This window comes from Lysobacter arseniciresistens ZS79, assembly GCF_000768335.1.
Taxonomy (GTDB): Bacteria; Pseudomonadota; Gammaproteobacteria; order Xanthomonadales; family Xanthomonadaceae; genus Novilysobacter; species Novilysobacter arseniciresistens.
The window spans coordinates 1-22,899 of the sequence record NZ_AVPT01000004.1 but is presented as its reverse complement, the minus strand read 5'-3'; the positions used below and the strand labels follow the sequence as shown (position 1 = coordinate 22,899).

Genomic DNA, 22,899 nt, shown 5'->3' with positions numbered 1-22,899 from the left:
TGCGGTTGTCGTATGGCTTCTGTGTAGGAGCGACGTAGGTCGCGACCCGCCGAGCGGTGGAGGCGATGTACAGGTCGCGACTTGCGTCGCTCCTACGGGGTGGCGTCAGCCGCGCGCGTCGGCCAGCGCCTTGATCCTCGCATGGTGCGCGACCAGGTCGGCGCGCTCCACCACGAAGATGCCCATCTGCCCGACCTTGAACTCGACCCAGGCCATGGGAAGTTCCGGCAGCAGCTCGACCAGCGCGCGCTCGGCCTCGCCGACCTCGCAGATCAGCAGGCCGTCCCCGCTCAGGTGCTTGGGGGCGTCGCGCATGATCCGCAGCGCCAGGTCCAGGCCGTCGTCGCCGGCGCGCAGGCCCAGCTCGGGTTCGTGCGCATATTCGGCCGGCAGCGCGTCGGTCTCCTCGTGGGTGACGTACGGCGGGTTGGTGACGACCAGGTCGAACACCTCGCCCTGCAGGCCGGCGAACAGGTCGGATTTGCGGAACTCGACGTTGTCGGCGTGCAGGCGTGCCTTGTTCTCGGCCGCCAGCGCCAGCGCGTCGTCGCTGATGTCGATGCCGACCACCTGCCAGTCCGGGTGGTAGTGGGCGGTCGCAATGGCGATACAGCCCGAGCCGGTGCACAGGTCGAGCGCGCGCGACACCTCGCGCCCGCCCAGCCACGGCTCGAAGCCGTTCTCGATCAGCTCGGCGATCGGCGAGCGCGGCACCAGCGCGCGCGGGTCCGACTTGAAGCTCAGGCCGGCAAACCACGCCTCGCCGGTCAGGTACGCGGCCGGGATGCGCTCGTTGATGCGGCGCTCGAACAGCGCCAGCACCTTCGCCTTTTCCTCGCGGCTGACGCGCGAGGCGCCGTACACCGGGCTCAGGTCGTGCGGCATCGACAGCGCGTGCAGCACCAGCTGGGTCGCCTCGTCCAGGGCGTTGTCGTAGCTGTGGCCGAAGGTCAGCCCGGCCTCGGCGAAGCGGCTGCCACCGAAGCGGATCAGGTCGATGATGGAGAGCTGCTCGAAGGCGGTGTCGGTGAAATCGGCGCGCGGAGTGGCCATGCGGTGCGGTCGGCACGTCGGCGGTCGGCCGGCGCGCGCTCGGGGAGGCGGAGGGGCGCCGATTATAGCGGCCGACGCCCGCTATCATGGCGGCCACTGCCCGAACGCGACGCGCCCGGGCGCCGCCCGCAGGTCTCCATGTTCAACCGCACCACCCTCGTCATCCTGATCGCCGCGGTCGCCGCCGGCCTGGGCCTGTGGGCCTCGCAGAAATACTTCGCCTCGCCGGCTGTGACCGGCTGGCCGCAGACGCAGGCGGTGCGGCTGTTCCAGCCCCCGCGCGAGCTGCCCGATTTCAGCCTCCGCCAGTCCGACGGCACCCAGCTGGTGCCGGGCGAGCTCAAGGGCCACTGGACCCTGGTGTTCCTCGGCTTCACCCATTGCCCGGACGTGTGCCCGATGACGCTGGCACAGCTGTCGCAGGCGCAGAAGCAGTGGGAGGCGATCCCAGAGTCGATCCGTCCGCGCGTGCTGTTCGTCTCGGTCGACCCCGAACGCGACAGCCCCGACCGCATCGGCGAGTACGCCCACGCCTTCCACAAGGACACGCTGGCGGCCACCGCCGACATCCCGGCGCTGGAGAAGTTCGCCGCATCGCTGAGCATGGTGTTCGCCAAGGTGCCGCCGGAGGATGGCGCGCCGGCCGACCAGTACTCGGTCGACCACAGCGCCTCGATGGCGGTGCTGGACCCACAGGGCCGCATGTCCGGGCTGGTGCAGCCGCCGTTCGACCCCAACCTCATCGCCGCCGACCTCGCCGCGCTGACCCAGGCCGCTGCGCCTTGACCGGTGCGATGCAGGAGCCCCGATGAGCCTCGCCACCCGACTCACCTACGCGCTGCCCCACCGCCTGCTGTCGTCGCTGGCCCGCCGGCTGGCGTACTCCGACCATCCGCGCGTGCGGCGCTGGCTGATCGACAACGTGACCCGCAGGTTCGGCGTCGACCTGGCCGAGGCGGCGCAGCCCGACCCGGCCGCCTACCCGACCTTCAATGCGTTCTTCACCCGCGCGCTGCGGCCGGGCGTGCGTGTCGCCGACCCGGACCCGCGCGCGCTGCTGATGCCCGCCGACGGCCGGATCAGCCAGTGCGGCGCGATCGAGGCCGGCCGGATATTCCAGGCCAAGGGGCAGTCGTTCACCGCCACCGAGCTGCTGGGCGACACCGGGGCGGCGCAGCCGTACGAGCACGGCCTGTTCGCGACCGTCTACCTCTCGCCGAAGGACTACCACCGCGTGCACATGCCGTGGACCGGCACCCTGCGCGAGACCGTGCACGTGCCCGGGCGGCTGTTCAGCGTCGGTCCGGCGGCGGTGCGGCACGTGCCGCGGCTGTTCGCGCGCAACGAGCGGCTGGTCTGCCACTTCGACACCGACTTCGGCCCGATGGCGGTGGTGATGGTCGGCGCCCTGCTGGTGTCGGGCGTGGAGACGGTCTGGGCCGGCGAGGAGATTCCCGCCTACGGCAGCCGGGTGACCACCCGCGACTACCGCGGCGAGGGCATCACGATCGAGCGCTTCGAGGAGATGGCGCGGTTCAACTACGGCTCGACCGTGATCGTGCTGCTGCCGGCGGGCGTGGCCGAGCTGTCCGCCGGCCTGTGCGCCGAGTCGGCGGTGAAGCTCGGCCAGCGGCTGGCGACGCTGCGCTGACGGCTCAATTGGCGCAGCCGGCCAGCTCGATCTGCTGGCCGGGGCGGATGGTGTAGCGCGGGCCGCGGATGCCGTTGGCCTGGGCCAGTTCGGTGGCACGGCATTCGAACTTGCGCGCGATCGAGCTCAGGGTTTCACCGCGCTGGACGCGGTAGGTCGCTGGCGCCGCGGTCTGCACGGGCGCGGGCACTGCCGCGGCGACCACGACCGGCGCATCCGGGCCGCCACGCACGATCGCCCGGCTCGGGTCGCTGGCCACCAGTTCGCGTGCCAGCCGCGCGCGCGAGCCGTCGACGCAGTGCCGCCGGTACAGCCCGGCGATCTTCGGGGTCGCGTCGAGCACGGCACCGGCCGGCAGCATGTCGTCGGCGCGGTAACGCGGGTTGAGGTTGCGCAGCGCCCGCATGTAGCCGTCGCGCACGCCGCGGTTGCCCAGGCAGATCGTCAGCTGGTAGATCGACGCCGGTTGCTGCAGCTGCAGCTTGGCCGGCCGCGCGTCCACTTTCGGCAGGCTCAGCCCGTACTCGTCGGGATGCAGGAACAGCCATGCCGCGGCGATCACCATCGGCACGTAGTCACGCGTCTCCGGGGGGAACTCGTTGTAGACGTCGACGTGCCAGAAACTCTTGCCCGGGTTGGCCCGGTGCACCCGGCGCGCGCGGCCCTCGCCGCCGTTGTAGGCCGCCAGCGCCAGCTCGATGTTGCGGTTGAGCTCGCCCATACGCTCGTTGAGGTAGGCGACGCTGGCGGCCGAAGCGGCATACGGGTCGTAGCGGGTGTCGAAGCCGGTGCCGTCCTCGCCGAGGCCGAAGCGGCGCCCGGTGGCGTACATGAACTGCATCGGCCCCGACGCGCCGGCGCGCGAGGTCGAGTGCACCCGGCCGTTGGACTCCTTGGCGAGGATGCCGAACAGCAGCGCCTCCGGCAGCCCGGCGCGCTGGTACTGCGGCCACATCAACCGGCGCAGGTACTGGTAGTTCTCGTGGCTGGTCAGGAATTCGTCGCGCATGTCGGTCAGCCAGCGGCGGATGCCCTCCTGCACCGCCGGGTTGTACTGGACCATGTGGTCGAAGTCGTGTTCGTCGCCCAGCAACGCCGCCGCGCGCGCGGCCTCCGGCACGTCGCGGGCGATCGCCGCGGCGTGGTGCGATTCGGCGTCCGGGTCTTCCTCCTCCAGCCCCTCGCCGCCCTCGATGTCGGCACCGAGCTTGAGCAGCCGCTCGTAGGTGGTGAGCATGGTGGTGACGGAGCAACCGCGCTGGCCGACGCAGGCGGTGACCACATCCTCCATGTCCTCCAGCGCGGCGTCGGCGTGGGCCGCGCCTTCCGGGTCGTGGTTGCCGATCGCCACGATCGCCTCGCGGTAACGCGTTTCCGCCTCCTGCATCCGCTGCTGCAGCGCTTCGGTCGCGGCGCGGTCGCGGCGCGACTGGGCGGCGGCATCGGCGGACACGGCGGCAAGCAGGAGGACGAGCAGCGGAGCGAGGCTTCGGGACAGTCGGACAGGCACGGCTTTCACTGGGGGTGGAACGCTCTGCAGGTTAGCCGCGCCATCGTGACCCGGCAATCGAGCACGCCCCTTCTTCACGCGCGCCGTCACGCTGCCCGCGCGGCGGCGGAACCGGCGCGCGTTAGGCCATAGAATCGGCCGACCCCACCACGGAAGCGGACATGGCGCAGGACACCCCGTCGATCCTCGTAGGCAAAGCCGTCACCACCCCCGATGCACTGCCGGACACCGGCGGCCGGGTCTTCCTGCAGCCGCGCCTGGCCAACCGCCATGGCCTGGTGGCGGGCGCCACCGGCACCGGCAAGACGGTCACCCTGATGACGCTCGCCGAGGGCTTCTCGCGGATCGGCGTGCCGGTGTTCATGGCCGACGTGAAGGGCGACGTCGCCGGGTTGGCGGTGCCGGGCACGCTCAACGACAAGCTGCAGGCGCGGATCGACCAGATCGGCATCGAGGGCTACACCAGCGAAGGCAGCCCGGTGGTGTTCTGGGACCTCTACGGCAAGCTCGGCCACCCGGTGCGCGCAACCGTCAGCGAGATCGGCCCGACCCTGCTGTCGCGCATGCTGGAGCTCAACGACACCCAGTCCGGCGTACTCGACATCGTGTTCAAGCTGGCCGACGACCGCGGCCTGCTGCTGCTCGACCTCGACGACCTGCGCGCCCTGCTCAACCTCGTCGCCGAGGAGCGCAAGAGCGTGTCGACCGAGTACGGGCTGGTCAGCACGCCGTCGATCGGCGCGATCCAGCGGGCGCTGCTGCGGCTGGAGTCCGACGGTGGCGGGATGTTCTTCGGCGAACCGGCGCTGGAGCTGGCCGACCTGATGCGCACCACCACCACCGGCCGCGGCGTGATCAACATCCTCGCCGCCGACAGCCTGGTGCTGAAGCCTCGGCTGTATTCGTCGTTCCTGCTGTGGCTGCTGTCGGAGCTGTTCGAGCAGTTGCCGGAGGTCGGCGACCTCGACAGGCCGAAGCTGGTATTCGTCTTCGACGAGGCGCACCTGCTGTTCGAGGACTCGCCGCCGGCGCTGGTGCAGCGCGTCGAACAGGTCGTCCGGATCATCCGCTCCAAGGGCGTGGGCGTGTACTTCTGCTCGCAGTTCCCCGACGACGTGCCCGACGACATCCTCGGCCAGCTCGGCAACCGCGTGCAGCACGCGCTGCGCGCCTTCACCCCGCGCGACCAGAAGGCGGTGCGCACGGCGGCGGAAACCTTCGTGCAGAACCCGGCGCTGGACGTCGCCGAAGCCATCGCCAGGCTCGGGACCGGCGAGGCGCTGGTGTCGACGCTGCAGGCCAAGGGCGTGCCGATGCCGGTCGAGCAGACGCTGGTCGCGCCGCCGCGCTGCCGGATGGGCGCGATCACCGACGCCGAGCGCGCCGCGGTGCGCGCCGGCAGCCCGGTGGGCGCGAAGTACGACACCCGCGTCGACCGCGAATCCGCCGAGGAGATGCTCGCTCGCAAGGCCGAGGCCGCCACCGAACAGGCCGCGGCGCCGCCGGCCAAGGGCGCCGAGGCCGACGACGAGGAAGGCGGGCTCGGCCAGGCCGTGCGCAACGCGGTGTTCGGCACCAGCCGCCGGCAGGGCATGGTCGAAACCATGGCCAAGCAGACCGCCCGCACCATCGGCAGCCAGATCGGCCGGCAGATCCTGCGCGGCCTGCTCGGCGGCATCTTCGGCAAGGGCCGCTGACCCGTTTGCCGTGGCGGCCGCGGCGGCCACGGACCCGTTCCCCCAAGCCCCTCGACTGACAGGAGTCCCCGCATGACCCATCGACTGCTCACCCTCGCCTGCCTGACCGTGCTCGCCGTCAGTGCGTGCAAGCAGGAAGAACCGGCCGCGCCCACCGACACCACACCCGCCGCGACCGACACCGCGCCGGCCGCGGTCGATATCGTCCCCACCGGCGCGGACCCCGCGGGCGCCGAGTTCGACGTCCGCGCCTTTGCCGGCACCTTCAGCGGCACCCTGCCGTGCGCCAGCTGCCCCGGCATCGACACCACCCTGGTGCTCAACCCCGACGGCACCTACGCCATCACCGAGACCTACCAGGACGAAGCCGGCGCGCCGGCGCAGATGGACGGGACCTGGACCGCCGAGGCGGACGGCACGCAGATCCTGCTCGACCCCAACAGCAAGTCGGAGCAGGACCGCCTGTTCGCGATCGACTCCAACGACCACATCACCCAGCTCGGTGCCGATGGCCAGCCGGCCGAAAGCGGGCTGGACTACGGCCTCGACCGCCAGCCGGCCGGTTGATCGCAGCCGCGGCCGCCGCCCTCGCGACGGCCGTGTTTCACTCCCGGTCGGCGGTCATTTGCCGGCCGGGGATTGTGACGACGCATCACGCCCCCGCAGAATGAACGCCTTGTTCAGGGAGCGAAGCCGATGTCGTCCATCCAGACCCACACGCCGGAGCCGTTCTGGCACCGCCTGCGCGCGATCACCCTCTACCCCTTCCGCGGCGCCGCGCTCGCCAGCCTGGTCGTGCTCACACTGGCCAGCCTGCTCGGGCTGATCCCGGTCGTCGGCTGGATCATTTCGCTGCTGGTCTGGATCGGCGCCTACAAGTTCGCGTTCGAGATCCTGCGCACCACCGCCGATGGCCGGATGGAGGCGCCGGAGGTGGTGATCGGCACCGGCGACGGCGTGGTGCTGCGGCTGGTGGCGATGCAGCTGGTCTTCATCGTGGTGGTGGTGGCGGCGCTGTTGATCGGCGGGCCGATCATCGGGCTGGCGGTGCTGGCGTTGGTGACCTTCCTGCAGCCGGGCTGCGTGATGTCGCTGGCGATGGACGGCAGCCTGTCGCACGCACTCAATCCGTCCACGCCGTTCGAGATTGTCAGCCGGATCGGCTGGCCGTACCTGGCGGTATTCGGCCTGCTGTTCGTGATCCAGGCCAGCGCGCTGACCGCGAGCGTATGGCTGGCGCTGTGGATGCCGCCGGTGCTGGCCGAGCTGGCGGTGACCGCGGTGTCGTTCTGGGGTCTGTTCGCCGCCTTCCACCTGATGGGCTACCTGATCTACCAGTACCACGAGGCGCTGGGCTACGAGCCCACGGGCGCGGCCGGCCTGCCGTCGCGCCACGCGCCTGATGCCGACCTGCTCGGCGAGGCCGAGGCCCACGTGCGCGAAGGCCACCTCGACACGGCGCTGGAACTGCTGCGCGCCGAGACCCGCAGCCGCGCGGTCAGCCTGGACGTGCACGAGCTCTACCACCGCCTGCTGCGCCAGTCCGGCAACACCGCGGCGCTGGCTGAACACGCCGGCCAGTACCTCAACCTGCTGATGCTGGAGCGCCAGGACCGGCGTGCGCTGGGCCTGCTGCGCGAGACGCTGGACGCCGACCCGGACTTCGCCCCGGCACAGGTCGAGCACGGCCGCCAGCTGGCCGAACGCGCCCGCCTCGCCGGCCAAGGCCAACTGGCGGCCGACACGCTCCGCGCTTTGCTGAAGGCGCACCCGCGCCACCCCGACGCGCCGCGCTGGGGTCTGGACGCGGCATTGCTCCTGGTCGACCGCAGCGGCCGCGACGACGAGGCCCGCGCGCTGCTGGAACAGGCGCTGGAGCGCTGCGAGGACGAAGCGCTGCAGGCGAAGATCGAAGCCGCGCTGAAGGCCGTGCAGGTTCCGGTCACCGCCTGACGGTCGAGGGCGGGCGACGCGGCCCGCTCAGGTGGCCGGCTGCGTCGCTCCGTCCACGGGCTCCGGCTCGCCCAGCAGGAACCGCGCCTTCGCCGCCTGCGGCTGGGCCGGGTATCGCTCGACCAGCTGGCTCAACGCGCGCCGGTGGGCGTCGTCCTGGTGGCGATCGCGCCGGGCCAGCGCCAGTTGGAACCACAACCGCGCCGCAGTCTCGGCCCCGTCGTCACCGGCCACCGGCTTCAGCGCGGCCTCGACCGTGTCCAGCGCGCCCGCCTCAAGCCAGCGCCCGGCCAGCCGCAGGCGATCGCCCATCGCCGGCGCGAGGGGGGTGCCGTGCAGCTCGGCCAGCACGTCGCCCTGCGCCCGGATCGCGTCGGCATCGGGCGCAACGGCCGCGAGCACGTCGGCCGCGCGCTCCGCCGTGGCCGCCACCCGGCCACCGTTGCGTGCAACGCGGTAGCGCAGCAGCTTGATCTCGAAGCTTCCGGGCTGCTCGCGCGCCAGCTCCTCCAGCAGGCTGTCCGCCTCCACCAGCTGCATGCGGCCGATGGAGGCCTGCGCGCGCGCCAGCCGGTCATCCACCGCCACCCCGCCGTCGTCGCGGATGAAGGACTGCCGCACCTGCCCCGTGGCCACCAGCACCGCGCCCATCAGCGCGCCGGCGAGCAACCCGCCGATATGCGCGTCGAAACCGACGTTGCTGTCGCCGTTGAGGTTGAGGTTCAGCACCTCCCAGCCCAGCCACGCCGGCAGCAGCAGGATCGCCGGGGCGCGCACGTAGTCGAACACCACCCACAGCCAGTAGAAGAACCGCACCGGCTGGCGCCCCCAGACCACGCAGAACGCGCCCATCAGCGCCGCCACCGCGCCCGACGCGCCGAGCCCGCCACCGACCTCGCCCCAGCGCCACATCAACGAGAACGCGCTCGACCCGACCGCTCCCAGCAGGTACAGCGCGAGGTAGCGCCCCGGCCCGAGCGCACCCTCCACCAGCAACCCCAGCGCCAGCAGGAACAGCATGTTGCCGACCAGGTGCATCACCCCGCCGTGCAGGAACGCCGCGGCGAGCATCCGCCACGGATCGACCTCGGAGCTGCGCAGCATGTGGCGCAGGGTGAACACTTCGCCGAGTTCGGCGTCGTAGTCCGCGCGCAACGGCCGCCATGCCTCCAGCGTCGCCGCGTCGTCGAACAACGCGCCGCTGCGCAGGGCGTCGAGGAAGGCGACGTCGGTGAAGGTGCGCTGGGCGACGTAATCGCCACGGATGCCGTCGGGAACGCCGCGAAACTCCTCCAGCACGTCGACCTGCGATGTCTCGACCAGGTGCCGCTCGTAGGCCGGGACCTCCAGCCCTGCCAGCCCGCTGGCGACGTAGTGGTGGCTCGCGCGCTGCATCGCCGCGTCGTCGCCGGCCTGCCAGCCGAAGAACACCAGCACGTTGACGATGATCAGCAGCACGGTGACCACCGGGAAGGTGGCGCGGTTGATCGGGCGATGCAGGGGCAGGATCAGCATGGGTGGCGTCCGTGTCGGTTGCGCGCAAGACTCGGCGATCCCGCGCCCGCGGCGCAAGCACGCGCGGCTTGAATGCCCGCCGCGGCTGGGGCATAAGCCCCGTTCGAACACACCGGAAGTACCGATGGGCCGCTGGCGTCCCCCCGCAGAAAAGAGCACCGCGCTGATCACCCGCGCCGGCCACGAACGCCTCAAGGCCGAACTCGACGAGCTGTGGCGGGTCAAGCGGCCGGAAGTGGTGAAGGCCCTCGCCGCCGCCGCGGCCGAGGGCGACCGCTCGGAGAACGCCGAGTACACCTACCGCAAGAAGCAGCTGGGCGAAATCGACCGCCGCGTGCGCTACCTCAGCAAGCGCGTGCCGGCGCTGCGCGTGGTCGACGAGGCACCCGCCGACCCGGCCGCGGTGTTCTTCGGCGCGACGGTCGAGGTGGAGGACGTGGACAGCGGCGACACCCGCCGCTACCGCATCGTCGGCCCCGACGAGACCGACGCCAAGGCCGGCTGGATCAGCATCGACTCACCGCTGGCGCGGGCGATGCTGAAGAAGCGGCTGGATGACGAGTTCGAGGCGGAGTTGCCGGGTGGCGCGCGGCGGTTCGCGATCGTGGACGTCGGTTATCCCGTGTAGGAGCGACGTAAGTCGCGACCGGCACGCCCCTGCGGGGGCGGTGGAGGGTCGGCGAACGGCGATGCTTCCTGAATCCGCCTCGTGCCATCGCCGCATCCTGCCGGCGTCCTCTCCGGACAACTTCGGCGGGTCGCGACTTACGTCACTCCTACCACGCGAACGCAGCTCCTGCGTCCGACGCGGCGGCGGCTCCGCTCCCGCGGCTAGTCGCCGAACACCACCTCGCCGAACAGGTCGTGCTCGTCGCTGCCCATGATCTCGACGTCGCAGAAATCGCCCGGCTTCAGGCCTGCGAAATAGCCGTTCTGGATCTGCACCAGGCCGTCGATCTCCGGCGCATCCGCCATCGACCGCGCGATCGCCAGCTCGCCGTCGACCGCGTCGACGATGCAGCGCTGCACCGTGCCGACCTTGGCTTCGAGCTTGGCCTCGCTGATCGCCGCCTGCCGCTCCATGAAGCGCGCCAGCCGCTCCTGCTTGACCTCCTCCGGCACCGGATCGGGCAGCTCGTTGGCCTTCGCGCCCTCCACCGGCGAATAGGCGAACGCACCGACACGGTCGAGCTGCGCCTCGTCGAGGAAGTCGAGCAACTCCTCGAACTCCGCCTCGGTCTCGCCCGGGAAGCCGACGATGAAGGTCGAGCGGATGGTGATGTCGGGCGCGATCGCGCGCCAGCGCTGGATGCGCTCCAGCGTCTTGTCGACCGCACCGGGGCGTTTCATCAGCTTCAGCACGCGCGGGCTGGCGTGCTGGAACGGGATGTCGAGGTACGGAAGGATCTTCCCTTCCGCCATCAGCGGGATGACGTCGTCCACGTGCGGGTACGGGTAGACGTAGTGCAACCGCGTCCACAGGCCGAGCTCGCCGAGGCCCTCGCACAGCGCCTTCATGCGGGTCTGGTACGCCTTGCCGCGCCACTCGCGCTCGGCGTAGCGCAGGTCGACGCCGTAGGCCGAGGTGTCCTGCGAGATCACCAGCAGTTCGCGCACGCCGTTCAGCGCGAGCTTCTCGGCCTCGCGCAGGACCTGGTCGACCGGACGCGAGACCAGGTCGCCACGCATCGACGGGATGATGCAGAAGCTGCAGCGGTGGTTGCAGCCCTCTGAAATCTTCAGGTAGGCGTAGTGCTTCGGCGTCAGCTTGATGCCGACCGTGTCTGTGTCGGCCTCGAGAGGCCGACGCGGGACGAGACTGGTGAACGGATCGTGCTTGGGCGGCAGCGCCTTGTGCACCGCGCCCAGCACGCTCTCGTAGTCCTGCGGCCCGCTGATCGACAGCACGCCCGGGTGCGCCTCGCGGATCACCTCCTCGCGCTTGCCCAGGCAGCCGGTCACGATGACCTTGCCGTTCTCGGCCATCGCCTCGCCGATCGCGTCGAGCGATTCGGCCACCGCCGAGTCGATGAAGCCGCAGGTGTTGACCACCACCACGTCGGCGTCGTCGTAGGTCGGTACCAGGTCGTAGCCCTCGACCCGCAGCTGGGTAAGGATGCGCTCGGAGTCGACCAGCGCCTTGGGGCAGCCGAGGCTGACGAAGCCGACTTTGGGATTGCTGGACGGGGCGGACTGGATGGACATGGGGTACCGGGGTGTGCGGATGGAGCCGGCAAGCACGACGCGCCCCGTGCCCTTCACGGGCGGGGCGCGATCGGCGCGGGCGGGCGCGGATTATAGCCCCCGGGGCTAGACTGGCCGGAGCCGTTCCCGGCCCGCAACTGAACGGAATCGCGATGAACCGCTGGATCGACCTCGAAACCCCGCACGGCCCCATCCGCGGCTGGCGTTGTGAACCCGCCGGTCCTTCCCGCGGCGCGGTGGTCGTGGTGCAGGAAATCTTCGGCCTGAACAGCCACATCCGCGACGTGGCCGCCCGCTTCGCGGACGCCGGTTTCCTCGCCCTCGCCCCGGCGCTGTTCGACCCGGTCGAGCGCGGTGTCGAACTCGACTACGACCGCGCCGGCATCAACCGGGGCCGCGCGCTGACGGCGAAACTGGGCTTCGACCGGGCGGTCGACCTGGTCGGCGCCGCGGCCCACTCGCTGCAGGCGGAAGGCCTGCGCACCGGGACGGTCGGGTTCTGCTGGGGCGGCACCCTGGCGATGCTGGCCAACACCCGGCTCGGGCTGCCGGCGGTGAGTTACTACGGCGGGCGCAGCGTGCCGTTCCTGGACGAACCGCTGCGCGCACCGATGCTGTTCCACTTCGGCGAGCACGACACGATCATTCCGCCGGCGGACGTCGCGCTGCATCGTGAGAAACACCCCGGCGCGACCATCCACGTCTACCCCGCCGGCCACGGTTTCAACTGCGAACTGCGCGGGCAGGATTTCGCCCCCGAATCCGCCGCGATCGCGTGGGAACGCACCACCACGTTCTTCACCGACAACCTGCGATGAGGCCCCCGCCATGAACCCGCGCCGCCCGCCCGCATCCGGCTGGGAACTGCACCCGCAACTCGCCGCCGACACCCACCCGGTCGCCCACCTCGGCCTGAGCGAACTGCGACTGATGGACGATGCCAACCACCCGTGGCTGATCCTCGTGCCGCGCGTGGAAGGCGCCATCGAGTGGATCGATCTTGATCCCGCCGGCCAAGCCGAGCTGTCGGCGGAGATAACCACCGTCAGCCGGGCGCTGCAGGCACTGTTCAAGCCCGACAAGCTCAACGTCGCGGCGCTGGGCAACATGGTCCCGCAGCTGCACATCCACGTGATCGCCCGCTTCCGCGACGACATCGCGTGGCCGCGGCCCGTCTGGGGCTCGGCCACGGCGCGGCCCTATTCGGCCGAGATGCTGGTGGAGCGAGTCGCGGCGCTGCAGGCCGCGCTGGGCAAGGCGACCGGCACGGCCTGACGACGCGTCGCCGCGTGGTGCACTGACGCTTGCAGTCAGGTCCGCGGCAAGGTCACGCCACGCTGGCCCTGGTACTTGCCGCCGCGGTCCTTGTAGGACGTCTCGCAGACATCGTCGGCCGCGGCCTGGAAGAACAGCATCTGCGCCACGCCCTCGTTGGCGTAGATGCGCGCCGGCAGCGGCGTGGTGTTGGAGAACTCCAGCGTCACGTGGCCCTCCCACTCCGGCTCCAGCGGCGTCACGTTGACGATGATCCCGCAGCGCGCGTAGGTGCTCTTGCCCAGGCACACCACCAGCGTGTCGCGCGGGATCCGGAAATACTCCACCGTGCGCGCCAGCGCGAACGAGTTCGGCGGGATGATGCACTCGTCCGCCTCGACGTCGACGAAGCTTCCCGGGTCGAAGTGCTTGGGGTCGACGATCGTCGAGTTGATGTTGGTGAACACCTTGAACTCGCGCGAGCACCGCACGTCGTAACCGTAGCTGGACGTGCCGTAACTGACGATCCGCTGCCCCTCGGCCCCGCCCTTGTCGGCGAACTTCACCTGACCCGGCTCGTACGGCTCGATCATGCCGTGCTGCTCGGCCATGCGACGGATCCAGCGGTCGGATTTGATGCTCATGCGGCTCCCGGAAGGCTGTGCCCGGCACGGATCCGCGCCGCTGGCAGGACCCGCGATTGTAGGGAATGCGGCCCGCAACGGCACCCTGACCCACCTGAAACAGATCAACCCGATCGCACCCGGGACACCCGCCTGGCGCACGGGCCTTCCCGCGTCGCCAGGCCTTGGGAAGGGCCGTGTCAGAACACGCCCCGACCCAGCTGAAAGCCTCTGGAATCAAGGCCTCCAGCGGAACTGTGACAACCTCATTAATGCCATGTTAAGGTCGAGCCGTCCGGAGGGAGACTTGACATTTCGTGCGTCGCTGGCAACGGAATGCCGATACACGCGCACGCTCAACTTTGGGGATCCAGAATGGCAGTTAAGAGTTCCCGGCTGCAGCGCAGCCGTTTGAGTGCAGCCCTGATTGCGGCTTTGGTGATACCGGTGTCCACCGGGGTGATGGCACAGGACACCGATACGAGTACGGAAGCGGAGGACAGCACCTCCCAGACGGCGGAGTCGCGCGCCACCAATCTTGACCGGGTCCTGGTGACCGGCTCCCTGATCCCGCAGACGGAAATCGAGACCTTCTCGCCCGTCATGACCATCACCGCGGAGGACATTCGTTCCCGCGGCTTCACCTCGGTCGCCGAAGTCCTGCAGGAAAACGCGGTCTCCACCGGCGGTACCCAGGGCGCGCAGAGCTCCGCGTCGTTCACCCAGGGCGCCGAGACCATCGGCATGTTCGGCCTTGATCCGGGCTACACCAAGTACCTGATCGACGGCCGCCCGATGGCCAACTTCCCGGCCCTGTACAACGGCAGCGACACGTTCAACAACATCAGCAACATCCCGATCGACCTGGTCGAAACGATCGAGATCCTGCCGGGTGGTCAATCCTCGCTTTACGGTTCGGACGCGATCGCCGGCGTCATCAACATCAAGCTCAAGAAGCGCACCGATGGCACGAGCATTGGCGTCCGCGGCGGCTGGTACTCGGATGGCGGCGGCTCGAGCTTCCGGGCCAGCATCGCCGATGGTTTCTCGGCCATTGGTGGGCGCCTGAACGGCCTGATGGGCGTGCAGTTCGAGCAGCGCGACCCGATCTGGGCCTACCAGCGCGACCTCACAAGGCAGTTCAATACCAATGGCGCCTCGCCCCCGATCGCGAGCCGCGACTTCCTGGTGTACGGCTACAAGGGCATCAGCCAGTTCCGCTTCGGCAACTTCGGTTACGTCGACCTGCCCCCGGAAGCCGCGGAGTGTTCCAACGTCGACCACTTCTTCGGCGGCACTGAAGGTCCGCAGGTGCGTCCTGGTTCCGGTGAATACTGCGGTTCGTTCTTCACGCCCGGCTACCGCACCATCCTCAACGAGAAGGAAGCCGCCCAGTTCGTCGGCCACGTGACCTGGGACTTCAACGACAACGCACAGCTGTATGCCGATCTTCTCTACAGCACCGAGGAGGTCGGCTATCACATCGGTTCCAACTACACCTGGTGGGGCACCGGTGTGAAGTGGGGTTACTACTACGACCCCGACGTGGACGGCCTGATCAACCTGCAGCGCGCCTTCGCCCCCGAGGACATGGGGCCGGAGGGTTTCCGCAACTCGATGAGCTTCGACCAGAGCGACGCATACCAGACGGCGCTGGGCGTCAACGGCTACTTCGGGGACTCGGACTGGAGTTACGACTTCGGTGGCACCTACACGCGCTACGAGCTGGAAGAGAAGGGTTTTGTCCGCTGGGCCGATGCCATCAACGACTACTTCCAGGACCGGGTACTGGGTCCGCAACAGGGTTGGGATCCGTACTTCGGCGCTTATCCGGTATTTACCCCGGATTATGGTGCCTTCTACCAGCCCATCTCCGCGGAAGACTTCGCCAGCTTCACCGGCTATGCGACCAGTCGCAGCAAGACCACCGATGCGATGGTCCGGGCACAGGTGACCAACAGTTCGCTGTTCTCGCTGCCCGGCGGCGACGCCGGTGTCGCTATCGCACTGGAAAGCGGTCGGCAGACCTGGAACTACGATCCGGATCCCCGCTATCTCGATGGTTCGATCTGGGGCACCACGGCGGTGGCCGGCGGTGGCGAGCGCGACCGCTATGCGGCGACCGCCGAGCTGCGCATGCCGATCGTCGACATGCTGACGGTCACCGGGTCGGGACGCTATGACTCGTTCTCGCCCGACGGCGGCAGCACACTGAGCAAGTCGACCTACAGCCTGGGTGTCGAGTTCCGTCCGCTCGAGAGCCTGATGCTGCGAGGCAAGTACGGCACCGCGTTCCGCGCGCCGACGCTGTCCGACCAGTTCCAGGGACGCAGCGGCTTCTACACGTTCGTGACCGACTACTACCTGTGCAGTGAAGCCGGGTATGACCCGGCCGATCCGGCGCAGATCGACGCGTGCCCGTCGCAGTTCTCCAGCCGGCAGGTGTTCGGTACCCAGGCGGGCAACGTGGACCTGGAGCCGATCAACGCCGACGTGTGGAACGCCGGCGTGGTCTGGGCGCCGACCAACCGCCTGTCCTTCACGGCCGACTACTACAGCTGGGAGATCGACAACGAAGTCACGCAGCAGAGCACTGATGCGCTGATGATGCAGGACTACCGCTGCCGCGCGGGCATCGACGACATCAACTCGCCGACCTGCGTGCAGACGCTGTCCCAGGTCACCCGTCAGGACAGCAACAACTACGTCGTCGAGATCTTCACCCCGAAGATCAACGTGTCCAAGCGCGAGATGCAGGCCGCAACCGCAGCCTTCAACTACGTGATGCCGACCGACGGTGCTGGCACCTTCTCCTTCGACGGCAACTACACCCGCATCCTGAAGCATGACCGCATCGTGTATGAAGGTGACCCGGTGCTGGACTACCTCGACGATCCGTACTACAGCGGCGACCCGGCGGACCGGGCCACGTTGTCGGCATCGTGGAACCGCGACAAGTGGTCGACCACGCTGTATGCCAACTGGATCGGTGAGACGCCCAACTACCGCGCCCTGGTCAGCACCTCGGGCTACGACGCGGAAGGCGCAGCCAAGCTCGACTCCACCACGACCTTCAATGCCAGTGTCAGCTATCGCCCGCTCGACACGCTGGAGTTGTCGTTCCTGGTGAACAACCTCACCGACGAGATGCCTCCCTACGACGCCACGTTCCCGGGCACGAGCGGAGCTCCGTACAACAGCGGGAACTACAGCGTGTACGGTCGTTCGATGTATGTGGAGGCGCGTTACAACTTCGGCAAGTGATCGCCGGATCGACCTGACGTTGCCAAATAAAGGCCCCGCCTCGGCGGGGCCTTTCCATGCGCGGCCCCCGCGGGCCCGGTCACCGGATGGCTGCGCCGCCCTGCTCAAGCAGTCCCAGCAGGTCTCCCAGCTGGTCTTCGTGACGCTTCCAGCGCCCGACCGCCGTCCGATACAACGGCGACCGAACCTGGGCAAGGCTGGCTGTGGCCACCGGCGCCGCGTTGCGTTCAAACGCCAGGCATGCGTCGTTCCACTGCAGCCCGCAGAACTCCAGCAACCGTCGGGTCTCGGGCTCCTGCTGCTCGACAAGGGCTTCGTAATCCACCTCGAGGATGCGGCCGGGCAGCACTCGCTTCCAGTGCGCCATCAGGCGCTCGAACTGGAGGAAGTAACGGCCCGTATCCAGGAGATCGAACGAATAGTCGTAGTGCTGGGACCCCTGCGCGAACAGCTGCCGGAAATTGCTGAGGCAGGTGTCGACCGGATTGCGACGCAGACAGACGATCCGTGCCCGCGGCAGGGCCCGGGCAATGTGTCCGGCATACAGAAAGTTGTGGGGCAATTTGTCGACGAAGTGCCGGCGCTGGCCGGTACCTGGCCGGGTGCTGTCCACGTACGCACGACCAAGCGCCGCATGATCGAGGCCCTGCGCGGATGCGAGCGTGTCGGCATCCAGCAGGGCCGGTGTCCGACTGCCCGACATCCGCTTCAGCAGGAAGCCGAAGTTAGGCAACTCCCCGGCGCTCTGCACGTCCGGATGGCTGCTCAGTATCCGATCCACCAGGGTCGTACCGGTTCGCGGCATGCCGATCACGAAGATCGGCTCCTGGCTGTCATGTCCTTCAACCGGATCGATCGGGACCGGGAATGCGTCAACCAGCGCGTCGAACAGCGCCTGATCGCGCTCGAAGCTGTAGCCGCGCCCCTCTCTCCCGGCACGTTTCCCTTCCCGGAGATGCTCCAGCGATTGCCGGTACTCGCCGATATCCTCCAGCTCCTTGGCCAATGCAAGGTTGACGTACATCCGGCCCTGGTGGTCGCCGCCCACATCCGCGTGCAACGCCCGCAGGCGATCGAGATGGTTGGATGCCTCGCTCTGGCGGCGCAGTTGGGCGAGCGCAAGGTGCGCCTTCCAGTACTTCGGATCGCGGCCCAGGCAGGCCTCGTACTCCTGCTCGGCCTCTTCCATTCGGTTGATGATGCTCAGCGAGGTTGCGAGATTGAAGTGGTAGCTCGCAACGTCGGGGTTCATCGCCGACGCCCGCCGGAAGACCGGCACCGCGTCCTCGTGGGCATTGCAGAGGGTGAACACCACGCCCAGCGTGTCGAGGGTCATCGTGTCCCGCGGGTTCCGATCCGCCGCCCGTCGCGCAACCTCGAGCGCTTCGCGGGTCATCGCCGCGGACGCCAGCGCGCGCGCCCATTGCGCCGCGTAGTCCGCGCGGGCGGGATTGAGCCTGACCGATGCTTCGAGATGGCGCAGCGCCCTCGGCAGCTGTTGCAGGTGGAGGGCCGCCACGCCGGCGACGAACTGGACGCCGGCGTGGCCGGAGGCAACGGACAACAACTCTTCCGCCCGCACCTGGGCGCTGCGCCAGTCGCCGCGATTCAGGGCATCCACCGCTCGCGCATACTGGTGAGCAGGCTCATTCATTCCGGAAACCACGTTTGGGAATCGGATGATCCTAACGCGGCGGCGAGTCGCTACAGCAGCGACGCCGATATCGACGGCGTCACCCGGGGACGGGTCGCCAACGCCGCCGCCACCTGCCGCGCGGCCGTCCGGTAGGCCTGTGCCGCCGCGGAGTCCGGCTGCGCCGCCACCACCGGCACGCCGGCGTCGCCCTGCTCGCGGATCGCCAGCTCCAGCGGCAGGCTGCCCAGCAGCGGCACGCCGTACTGGGTGGACATGCGCTGGCCGCCGCCTTCGCCGAACACGTGCTCGGCGTGGCCGCAGTTGCTGCAGACGTGCACCGCCATGTTCTCGACCAGGCCGAGCACCGGCACCTCGACCTTCTCGAACATCTTCAGCGCCTTCTTCGCGTCCAGCGTCGCCACGTCCTGCGGGGTGGTGACGATGATCGCGCCGGCCACCGGGATCTTCTGCGCAAGGGTCAACTGGATGTCGCCGGTGCCGGGCGGCAGGTCGACGACGAGGTAGTCGAGGTCGCCCCAGCGCGTGTCGTTGAGCAACTGGGTCAGCGCGCCGGTGGCCATCGGGCCGCGCCAGATCATCGGCGTGTCCTGTTCGACCAGCATGCCGATCGACATCGCCTCCACGCCGTGGGCGCGCATCGGCTCGATGCTCTTGCCGTCGGGGCTGTCAGGGCGGCCGCTGATACCGAGCATCATCGGCACGCTCGGGCCATACACGTCCGCGTCCAGCACGCCCACCCGCGCGCCGTCGGCCGCAAGCGCCAGGGCGAGGTTGACCGCGGTGGTCGACTTCCCGACCCCGCCCTTGCCGGAACCGACCGCGATGATGTTGCGCACCTTCTGCAGCGGCGACAGCTTGGGCTGGACCGCGTGCGCGGTGATCCGCTGGGCGAGCTCCAGCCGCGACAGTGACAAGCCCTCCTGCGCCACCAGCGCCGACACCACTTCCTGCAGATCGGCCTGCAGCCCCGCGACCGGCATGCCCAGTTCGATCGAGACCGCCGCCGCGCCGTCGGCACGCGCCACCCGGACGCGCCCCGCGGCTTCGCTGACGGCGATGGCCGTGCCGGGAATGGAAAGGGCTTCGATTCGGTTCTGCAGCGGGTCGCTCACGTGGGGCCTCCTTGGGGTGCCGCCATTGTCGCAGGATCGCCCGCCGGCCCCCTGATCCAGGTCAGGGGCCGGGCCGGCTTCATGAGGCTGAACCCCGGCCCGTCCACCGGCGGTGCGGGCCCGTACGGATGCGGTATAAAGGGCGCGATCGGCCCGCGCCGCGAGGCCCGCCGAACGAACGACCACGAATCCCCGGAGGAATCATGCGCAAACTGACCACCCTGCTCGCGCTGCCGCTGCTGGCGCTGTCGTTCTCCGTGTTCGCGCAGGAGACGCCGGTCGGCACCTGGACCACGATCGACGACAAGACCAACCAGCCCAAGTCCACCGTCGAGATCTACGAGACCCGCAACGGCAGCCTCGCCGGCCGCGTGGTCGAGGTTCTGCAGTCGACCCAGGGCGACAACCCGGTGTGCAAGGAGTGCGACGGCGACCGCAAGAACCAGCCGATCGAGGGCATGGTGATCCTGTGGGGCGTGACCCGCGACGGCGACACCTGGGAGGGCGGCAAGATCCTGGACCCCGCCAGCGGCAAGGTCTACTCGGTGAAGATGCGGCCGGTCGAAGGTGGCGCCAAGCTCGAGGTCCGCGGCTTCATGGGCTTCTCGCTGCTGGGCAAGACCCAGACCTGGGTGCGCAAGTAACGCCACGCCCCGGCACATCGACACGCGACGGCCCGCCACTTGGCGGGCCGTTTTCGTTGCGGCCGCCGCGCACGCCGGCTCCGGGCCGGCGGCCGGCCCATGCGATAATCGCCGGCTACCCCAGCCACGCCACGCCCATGTCCCGCGAGCTCGTCGTCACCTGCGCCCTGCCCTACGCCAACGGCCCGCTGCACCTGGGTCACCTGGTCGGCTACATCCAGGGCGACATCTTCGCGCGGGCGCAGCGCCTGTCCGGCCACACCGCGCATTTCGTCTGCGCCGACGACACCCACGGCACCCCGATCATGCTCGCCGCCGAGAAGGCCGGGATGACCCCGGAGGCCTACATCGCCGGCATCCAGGCCAGCCACGAGCGCGACTTCGCCGACTTCGGCGTCGCCTTCGACCACTACGACTCCACCAACTCGCCGCGCAACAGGGCTCTGACCGAGGCGATCTACGCCAAGCTCGACAACAACGGCCACATCAAGCGCCGCTCGGTCGCGCAGCTGTACGACCCGGTCAAGGGCATGTTCCTGCCGGACCGCTTCGTCAAGGGCACCTGCCCCAACTGCGGCACGCCCGACCAGTACGGCGACAACTGCGAGCACTGCGGCGCAACCTACGCCCCGACCGAACTGAAGGAGCCGCGCTCGGTGGTCAGCGGCGCGACGCCGGAACTGCGCGAGTCGGAGCACTTCTTCTTCGAGGTCGGCGACTTCGAGGCGTTCCTGCGCGAGTGGCTGGCGGGCGACGTCGCCGCACCGGGGGTCAAGGCCAAGCTGCGCGAATGGCTGGACGCCGAGGGCGGCCTGCGCGCCTGGGACATCTCGCGCGACGCGCCGTACTTCGGCTTCCAGATCCCGGGACACCCGGGCAAGTACCTGTACGTGTGGATCGACGCGCCGATCGGTTACCTGTCGAGCTTCCAGGCGCTGTGCGAGCGCGAGGGTCTGGACTTCTTCAGCTACCTCGCGCGTGACAGCCAGGCCGAGCTGCACCACTTCATCGGCAAGGACATCGTCAACTTCCACGGCCTGTTCTGGCCGGCGGTGCTGCACGGCGCCGGCTTCCGCGCGCCGACCCGGCTGCACGTCAACGGCTACCTGACCGTGGACGGCGCCAAGATGTCGAAGTCGCGCGGCACCTTCGTGATGGCGCGCACCTACCTCGACGCCGGCCTCGACCCCGAGGCGCTGCGCTACTACTTCGCCACCAAGACCGCCGGCGGCGTCGACGACGTCGACCTCAACCTTTCCGACTTCGTCGCCCGGGTGAACTCCGACCTGGTCGGCAAGTTCGTCAACCTCGCCAGCCGCAGCGCGGGTTTCATCGCCAAGCGCTTCGACGGCCGCCTGGCCGACGCGCTGCCGGACCCGGCGATGTACGCGCGCTTCGTCGAGCAACTGCAGCCGATCGCCGACGCCTACGCCCGCAACGAGGCTGCCGCCGCGCTGCGCCTGACGATGGCGCTGGCGGACGAGGCCAACCGCTACATCGACGAGCACAAGCCGTGGGTGATCGCCAAGCAGGACGGCGCCGACGCGCAGCTGCAGGCGGTCTGCACCCAGGCGCTGAACCTGTTCCGCGTGCTCAACACCGCGCTCAAGCCGGTGCTGCCGCGCGTGACCGCGCAGGCCGAGGCCTTCCTCGATGCCCCGGTGGCCGGGTGGGACGCGATCGCCGCGCCGCTGACCGCCCACCGCATCGCCACCTACACCCCGCTGTTCACCCGTATCGACCCGAAACTGATCGAAGCCATGACCGAAGCAAGCAAGGAATCCATGAAGTCGACCGACAGCTCCGCCCCTGCGGGAACGGCTCAGGCCGCGCCGGCCACCGCACCGGCTAAGAGCGGTGACGAGGCACCCGCCACCATCGGCATCGACGACTTCGCCAAGCTCGACTTGCGCATCGGCAAGGTGCTCGAATGCGCGTTCGTGGACGGCTCGGACAAGCTGCTGCGTTTCCAGCTCGACGCCGGCGAACTCGGCCAGCGGCAGATCTTCTCCGGCATCCGCGCGTCCTACCCGGAGCCGGAAAAGCTGGTCGGCCGCAACGTCGTGTTCATCGCCAACCTCGCCCCGCGCAAGATGCGCTTCGGCCTGAGCGAGGGGATGATCCTGTCGGCCGGTTTCGATGCCGGCGCGCTGGCGCTGCTCGACGCCGATACCGCCGCGCAGGCCGGCATGCCGGTCCGCTGAGGACCATGCGCGGCGGCGGGTCCGTCGCGCCCGGATGCACTACCACCGCTCCGTCGCCATCACCATGCAGGACCTTGTCGAACGCCTCGACCGCCTGTTGCCGCAGACCCAGTGCGGCCAGTGCGGGTACGCGGGGTGCCGGCCCTACGCGGAAGCGATGGCCGCCGGCGAGGCCGACGTCGACCGCTGCCCGCCGGGTGGCGACCACGGCGCGCTGGCGCTGGCAGCCCTGCTGGGCCGGCCGCCCCGCTCCTACGACCGCAGCCGTGGCGTGTACCGGCCCGGCGAAGTCGCGCTGGTGGTCGAGGACGACTGCATCGGCTGCACCAAGTGCATCCAGGCCTGCCCGGTCGACGCCATCATCGGCGGCGCCAAGCACATGCATACGGTGATCGAGCCGCTGTGCACCGGCTGCGAGCTGTGCGTACCCGCGTGCCCGGTGGACTGCATCGTGATGGTGTCAGGCGCACAGCCGCTTTAGGGCCGGCTTCAGCCCCGATCAGCGGCCGCCGCGGCTGCACGATTGCCGATCGCGGCTGAAGCCGCTTGTGTCTTCG

At 69.4% G+C, this 22,899-nt stretch carries 19 protein-coding genes; 12 read left to right on the top strand and 7 right to left on the bottom strand.

Annotated elements, in window-relative coordinates:
* Positions 1 to 105: 105 nt before the first annotated feature.
* Positions 106 to 1,053 (bottom strand): 50S ribosomal protein L3 N(5)-glutamine methyltransferase, encoded by a 948-nt coding sequence (gene prmB, locus N799_RS03315; protein ID WP_036207890.1) that lies wholly within the window; start codon positions 1,051 to 1,053, stop codon positions 106 to 108.
* 138 nt (positions 1,054 to 1,191) lie between these two features.
* Between prmB and N799_RS03310 the strand changes: the two genes are divergently transcribed.
* The gene (locus tag N799_RS03310) at positions 1,192 to 1,839 is read left to right on the top strand and encodes an SCO family protein (RefSeq protein ID WP_036207888.1); all 648 of its coding nucleotides are present in this window, start codon (positions 1,192 to 1,194) and stop codon (positions 1,837 to 1,839) included.
* A gap of 22 nt (positions 1,840 to 1,861) precedes the next feature.
* A complete protein-coding gene (gene asd, locus N799_RS03305) occupies positions 1,862 to 2,704 on the top strand; it encodes an archaetidylserine decarboxylase (protein ID WP_036207887.1) in 843 nt (280 codons plus the stop codon).
* A 4-nt stretch (positions 2,705 to 2,708) separates the two neighbouring features.
* Here asd and N799_RS03300 read toward each other — a convergent pair whose 3' ends face one another.
* Entirely contained in the window at positions 2,709 to 4,214 is a 1,506-nt protein-coding gene (locus tag N799_RS03300; protein WP_052101194.1) for a transglycosylase SLT domain-containing protein, read from the bottom strand.
* Positions 4,215 to 4,375: 161 nt separating this feature from the next.
* Between N799_RS03300 and N799_RS03295 the strand changes: the two genes are divergently transcribed.
* The 3 genes from N799_RS03295 to N799_RS03285 all read left to right on the top strand — a co-directional run bounded on the left by N799_RS03295 (position 4,376) and on the right by N799_RS03285 (position 7,864).
* On the top strand, positions 4,376 to 5,911 hold the full coding sequence (locus N799_RS03295; RefSeq protein ID WP_036207886.1) for a helicase HerA-like domain-containing protein: 1,536 nt from the start codon (positions 4,376 to 4,378) through the stop codon (positions 5,909 to 5,911).
* A 72-nt stretch (positions 5,912 to 5,983) separates the two neighbouring features.
* The gene (locus tag N799_RS03290) at positions 5,984 to 6,478 is read left to right on the top strand and encodes a copper resistance protein NlpE (RefSeq protein WP_052101173.1); all 495 of its coding nucleotides are present in this window, start codon (positions 5,984 to 5,986) and stop codon (positions 6,476 to 6,478) included.
* 129 nt (positions 6,479 to 6,607) lie between these two features.
* Positions 6,608 to 7,864: a DUF4013 domain-containing protein gene (locus N799_RS03285; RefSeq protein WP_036207884.1), complete on the top strand. Its 1,257-nt coding sequence runs from the start codon at positions 6,608 to 6,610 to the stop codon at positions 7,862 to 7,864.
* Between the two features lie 27 nt (positions 7,865 to 7,891).
* On the opposite strand, the gene N799_RS03280 is transcribed toward N799_RS03285, so the two are convergent.
* Positions 7,892 to 9,379, bottom strand: a complete 1,488-nt coding sequence (locus N799_RS03280; protein WP_052101172.1) for a rhomboid family intramembrane serine protease — start codon at positions 9,377 to 9,379, stop codon at positions 7,892 to 7,894.
* A gap of 124 nt (positions 9,380 to 9,503) precedes the next feature.
* On the opposite strand from N799_RS03280, the gene greB reads away from it, so the two are divergent.
* Positions 9,504 to 10,007, top strand: coding sequence for a transcription elongation factor GreB (gene greB / locus N799_RS03275; protein ID WP_036207881.1), 504 nt, complete (start codon positions 9,504 to 9,506; stop codon positions 10,005 to 10,007).
* A gap of 203 nt (positions 10,008 to 10,210) precedes the next feature.
* Here greB and rimO read toward each other — a convergent pair whose 3' ends face one another.
* Positions 10,211 to 11,584 carry a 30S ribosomal protein S12 methylthiotransferase RimO gene (rimO, locus tag N799_RS03270; protein ID WP_036207877.1) on the bottom strand — a complete coding sequence of 458 codons (1,374 nt, stop codon included), beginning with the start codon at positions 11,582 to 11,584 and terminating at the stop codon, positions 10,211 to 10,213.
* A 152-nt stretch (positions 11,585 to 11,736) separates the two neighbouring features.
* Between rimO and N799_RS03265 the strand changes: the two genes are divergently transcribed.
* The gene (locus N799_RS03265; protein ID WP_036207873.1) at positions 11,737 to 12,402 is read left to right on the top strand and encodes a dienelactone hydrolase family protein; all 666 of its coding nucleotides are present in this window, start codon (positions 11,737 to 11,739) and stop codon (positions 12,400 to 12,402) included.
* A 10-nt stretch (positions 12,403 to 12,412) separates the two neighbouring features.
* Entirely contained in the window at positions 12,413 to 12,859 is a 447-nt protein-coding gene (locus N799_RS03260) for an HIT domain-containing protein (RefSeq protein WP_036207870.1), read from the top strand.
* 35 nt (positions 12,860 to 12,894) lie between these two features.
* Here N799_RS03260 and dcd read toward each other — a convergent pair whose 3' ends face one another.
* Positions 12,895 to 13,482: a dCTP deaminase gene (gene dcd / locus N799_RS03255; RefSeq protein ID WP_036207868.1), complete on the bottom strand. Its 588-nt coding sequence runs from the start codon at positions 13,480 to 13,482 to the stop codon at positions 12,895 to 12,897.
* A gap of 354 nt (positions 13,483 to 13,836) precedes the next feature.
* Between dcd and N799_RS03250 the strand changes: the two genes are divergently transcribed.
* A complete protein-coding gene (locus tag N799_RS03250) occupies positions 13,837 to 16,725 on the top strand; it encodes a TonB-dependent receptor plug domain-containing protein (protein WP_036207866.1) in 2,889 nt (962 codons plus the stop codon).
* 79 nt (positions 16,726 to 16,804) lie between these two features.
* On the opposite strand, the gene N799_RS03245 is transcribed toward N799_RS03250, so the two are convergent.
* Positions 16,805 to 18,346 (bottom strand): tetratricopeptide repeat-containing sulfotransferase family protein, encoded by a 1,542-nt coding sequence (locus N799_RS03245; protein ID WP_338038878.1) that lies wholly within the window; start codon positions 18,344 to 18,346, stop codon positions 16,805 to 16,807.
* Positions 18,347 to 18,429: 83 nt separating this feature from the next.
* The gene (gene apbC, locus N799_RS03240; protein ID WP_425476946.1) at positions 18,430 to 19,470 is read right to left on the bottom strand and encodes an iron-sulfur cluster carrier protein ApbC; all 1,041 of its coding nucleotides are present in this window, start codon (positions 19,468 to 19,470) and stop codon (positions 18,430 to 18,432) included.
* 227 nt (positions 19,471 to 19,697) lie between these two features.
* Between apbC and N799_RS03235 the strand changes: the two genes are divergently transcribed.
* The 3 genes from N799_RS03235 to rnfB all read left to right on the top strand — a co-directional run bounded on the left by N799_RS03235 (position 19,698) and on the right by rnfB (position 22,823).
* Positions 19,698 to 20,138, top strand: a complete 441-nt coding sequence (locus tag N799_RS03235; RefSeq protein WP_036207860.1) for a DUF2147 domain-containing protein — start codon at positions 19,698 to 19,700, stop codon at positions 20,136 to 20,138.
* Between the two features lie 137 nt (positions 20,139 to 20,275).
* Positions 20,276 to 22,342, top strand: coding sequence for a methionine--tRNA ligase (gene metG, locus N799_RS03230; RefSeq protein WP_036207856.1), 2,067 nt, complete (start codon positions 20,276 to 20,278; stop codon positions 22,340 to 22,342).
* Between the two features lie 34 nt (positions 22,343 to 22,376).
* Positions 22,377 to 22,823: an Rnf electron transport complex subunit RnfB gene (gene rnfB, locus N799_RS03225; protein ID WP_052101171.1), complete on the top strand. Its 447-nt coding sequence runs from the start codon at positions 22,377 to 22,379 to the stop codon at positions 22,821 to 22,823.
* Positions 22,824 to 22,899: the final 76 nt, after the last annotated feature.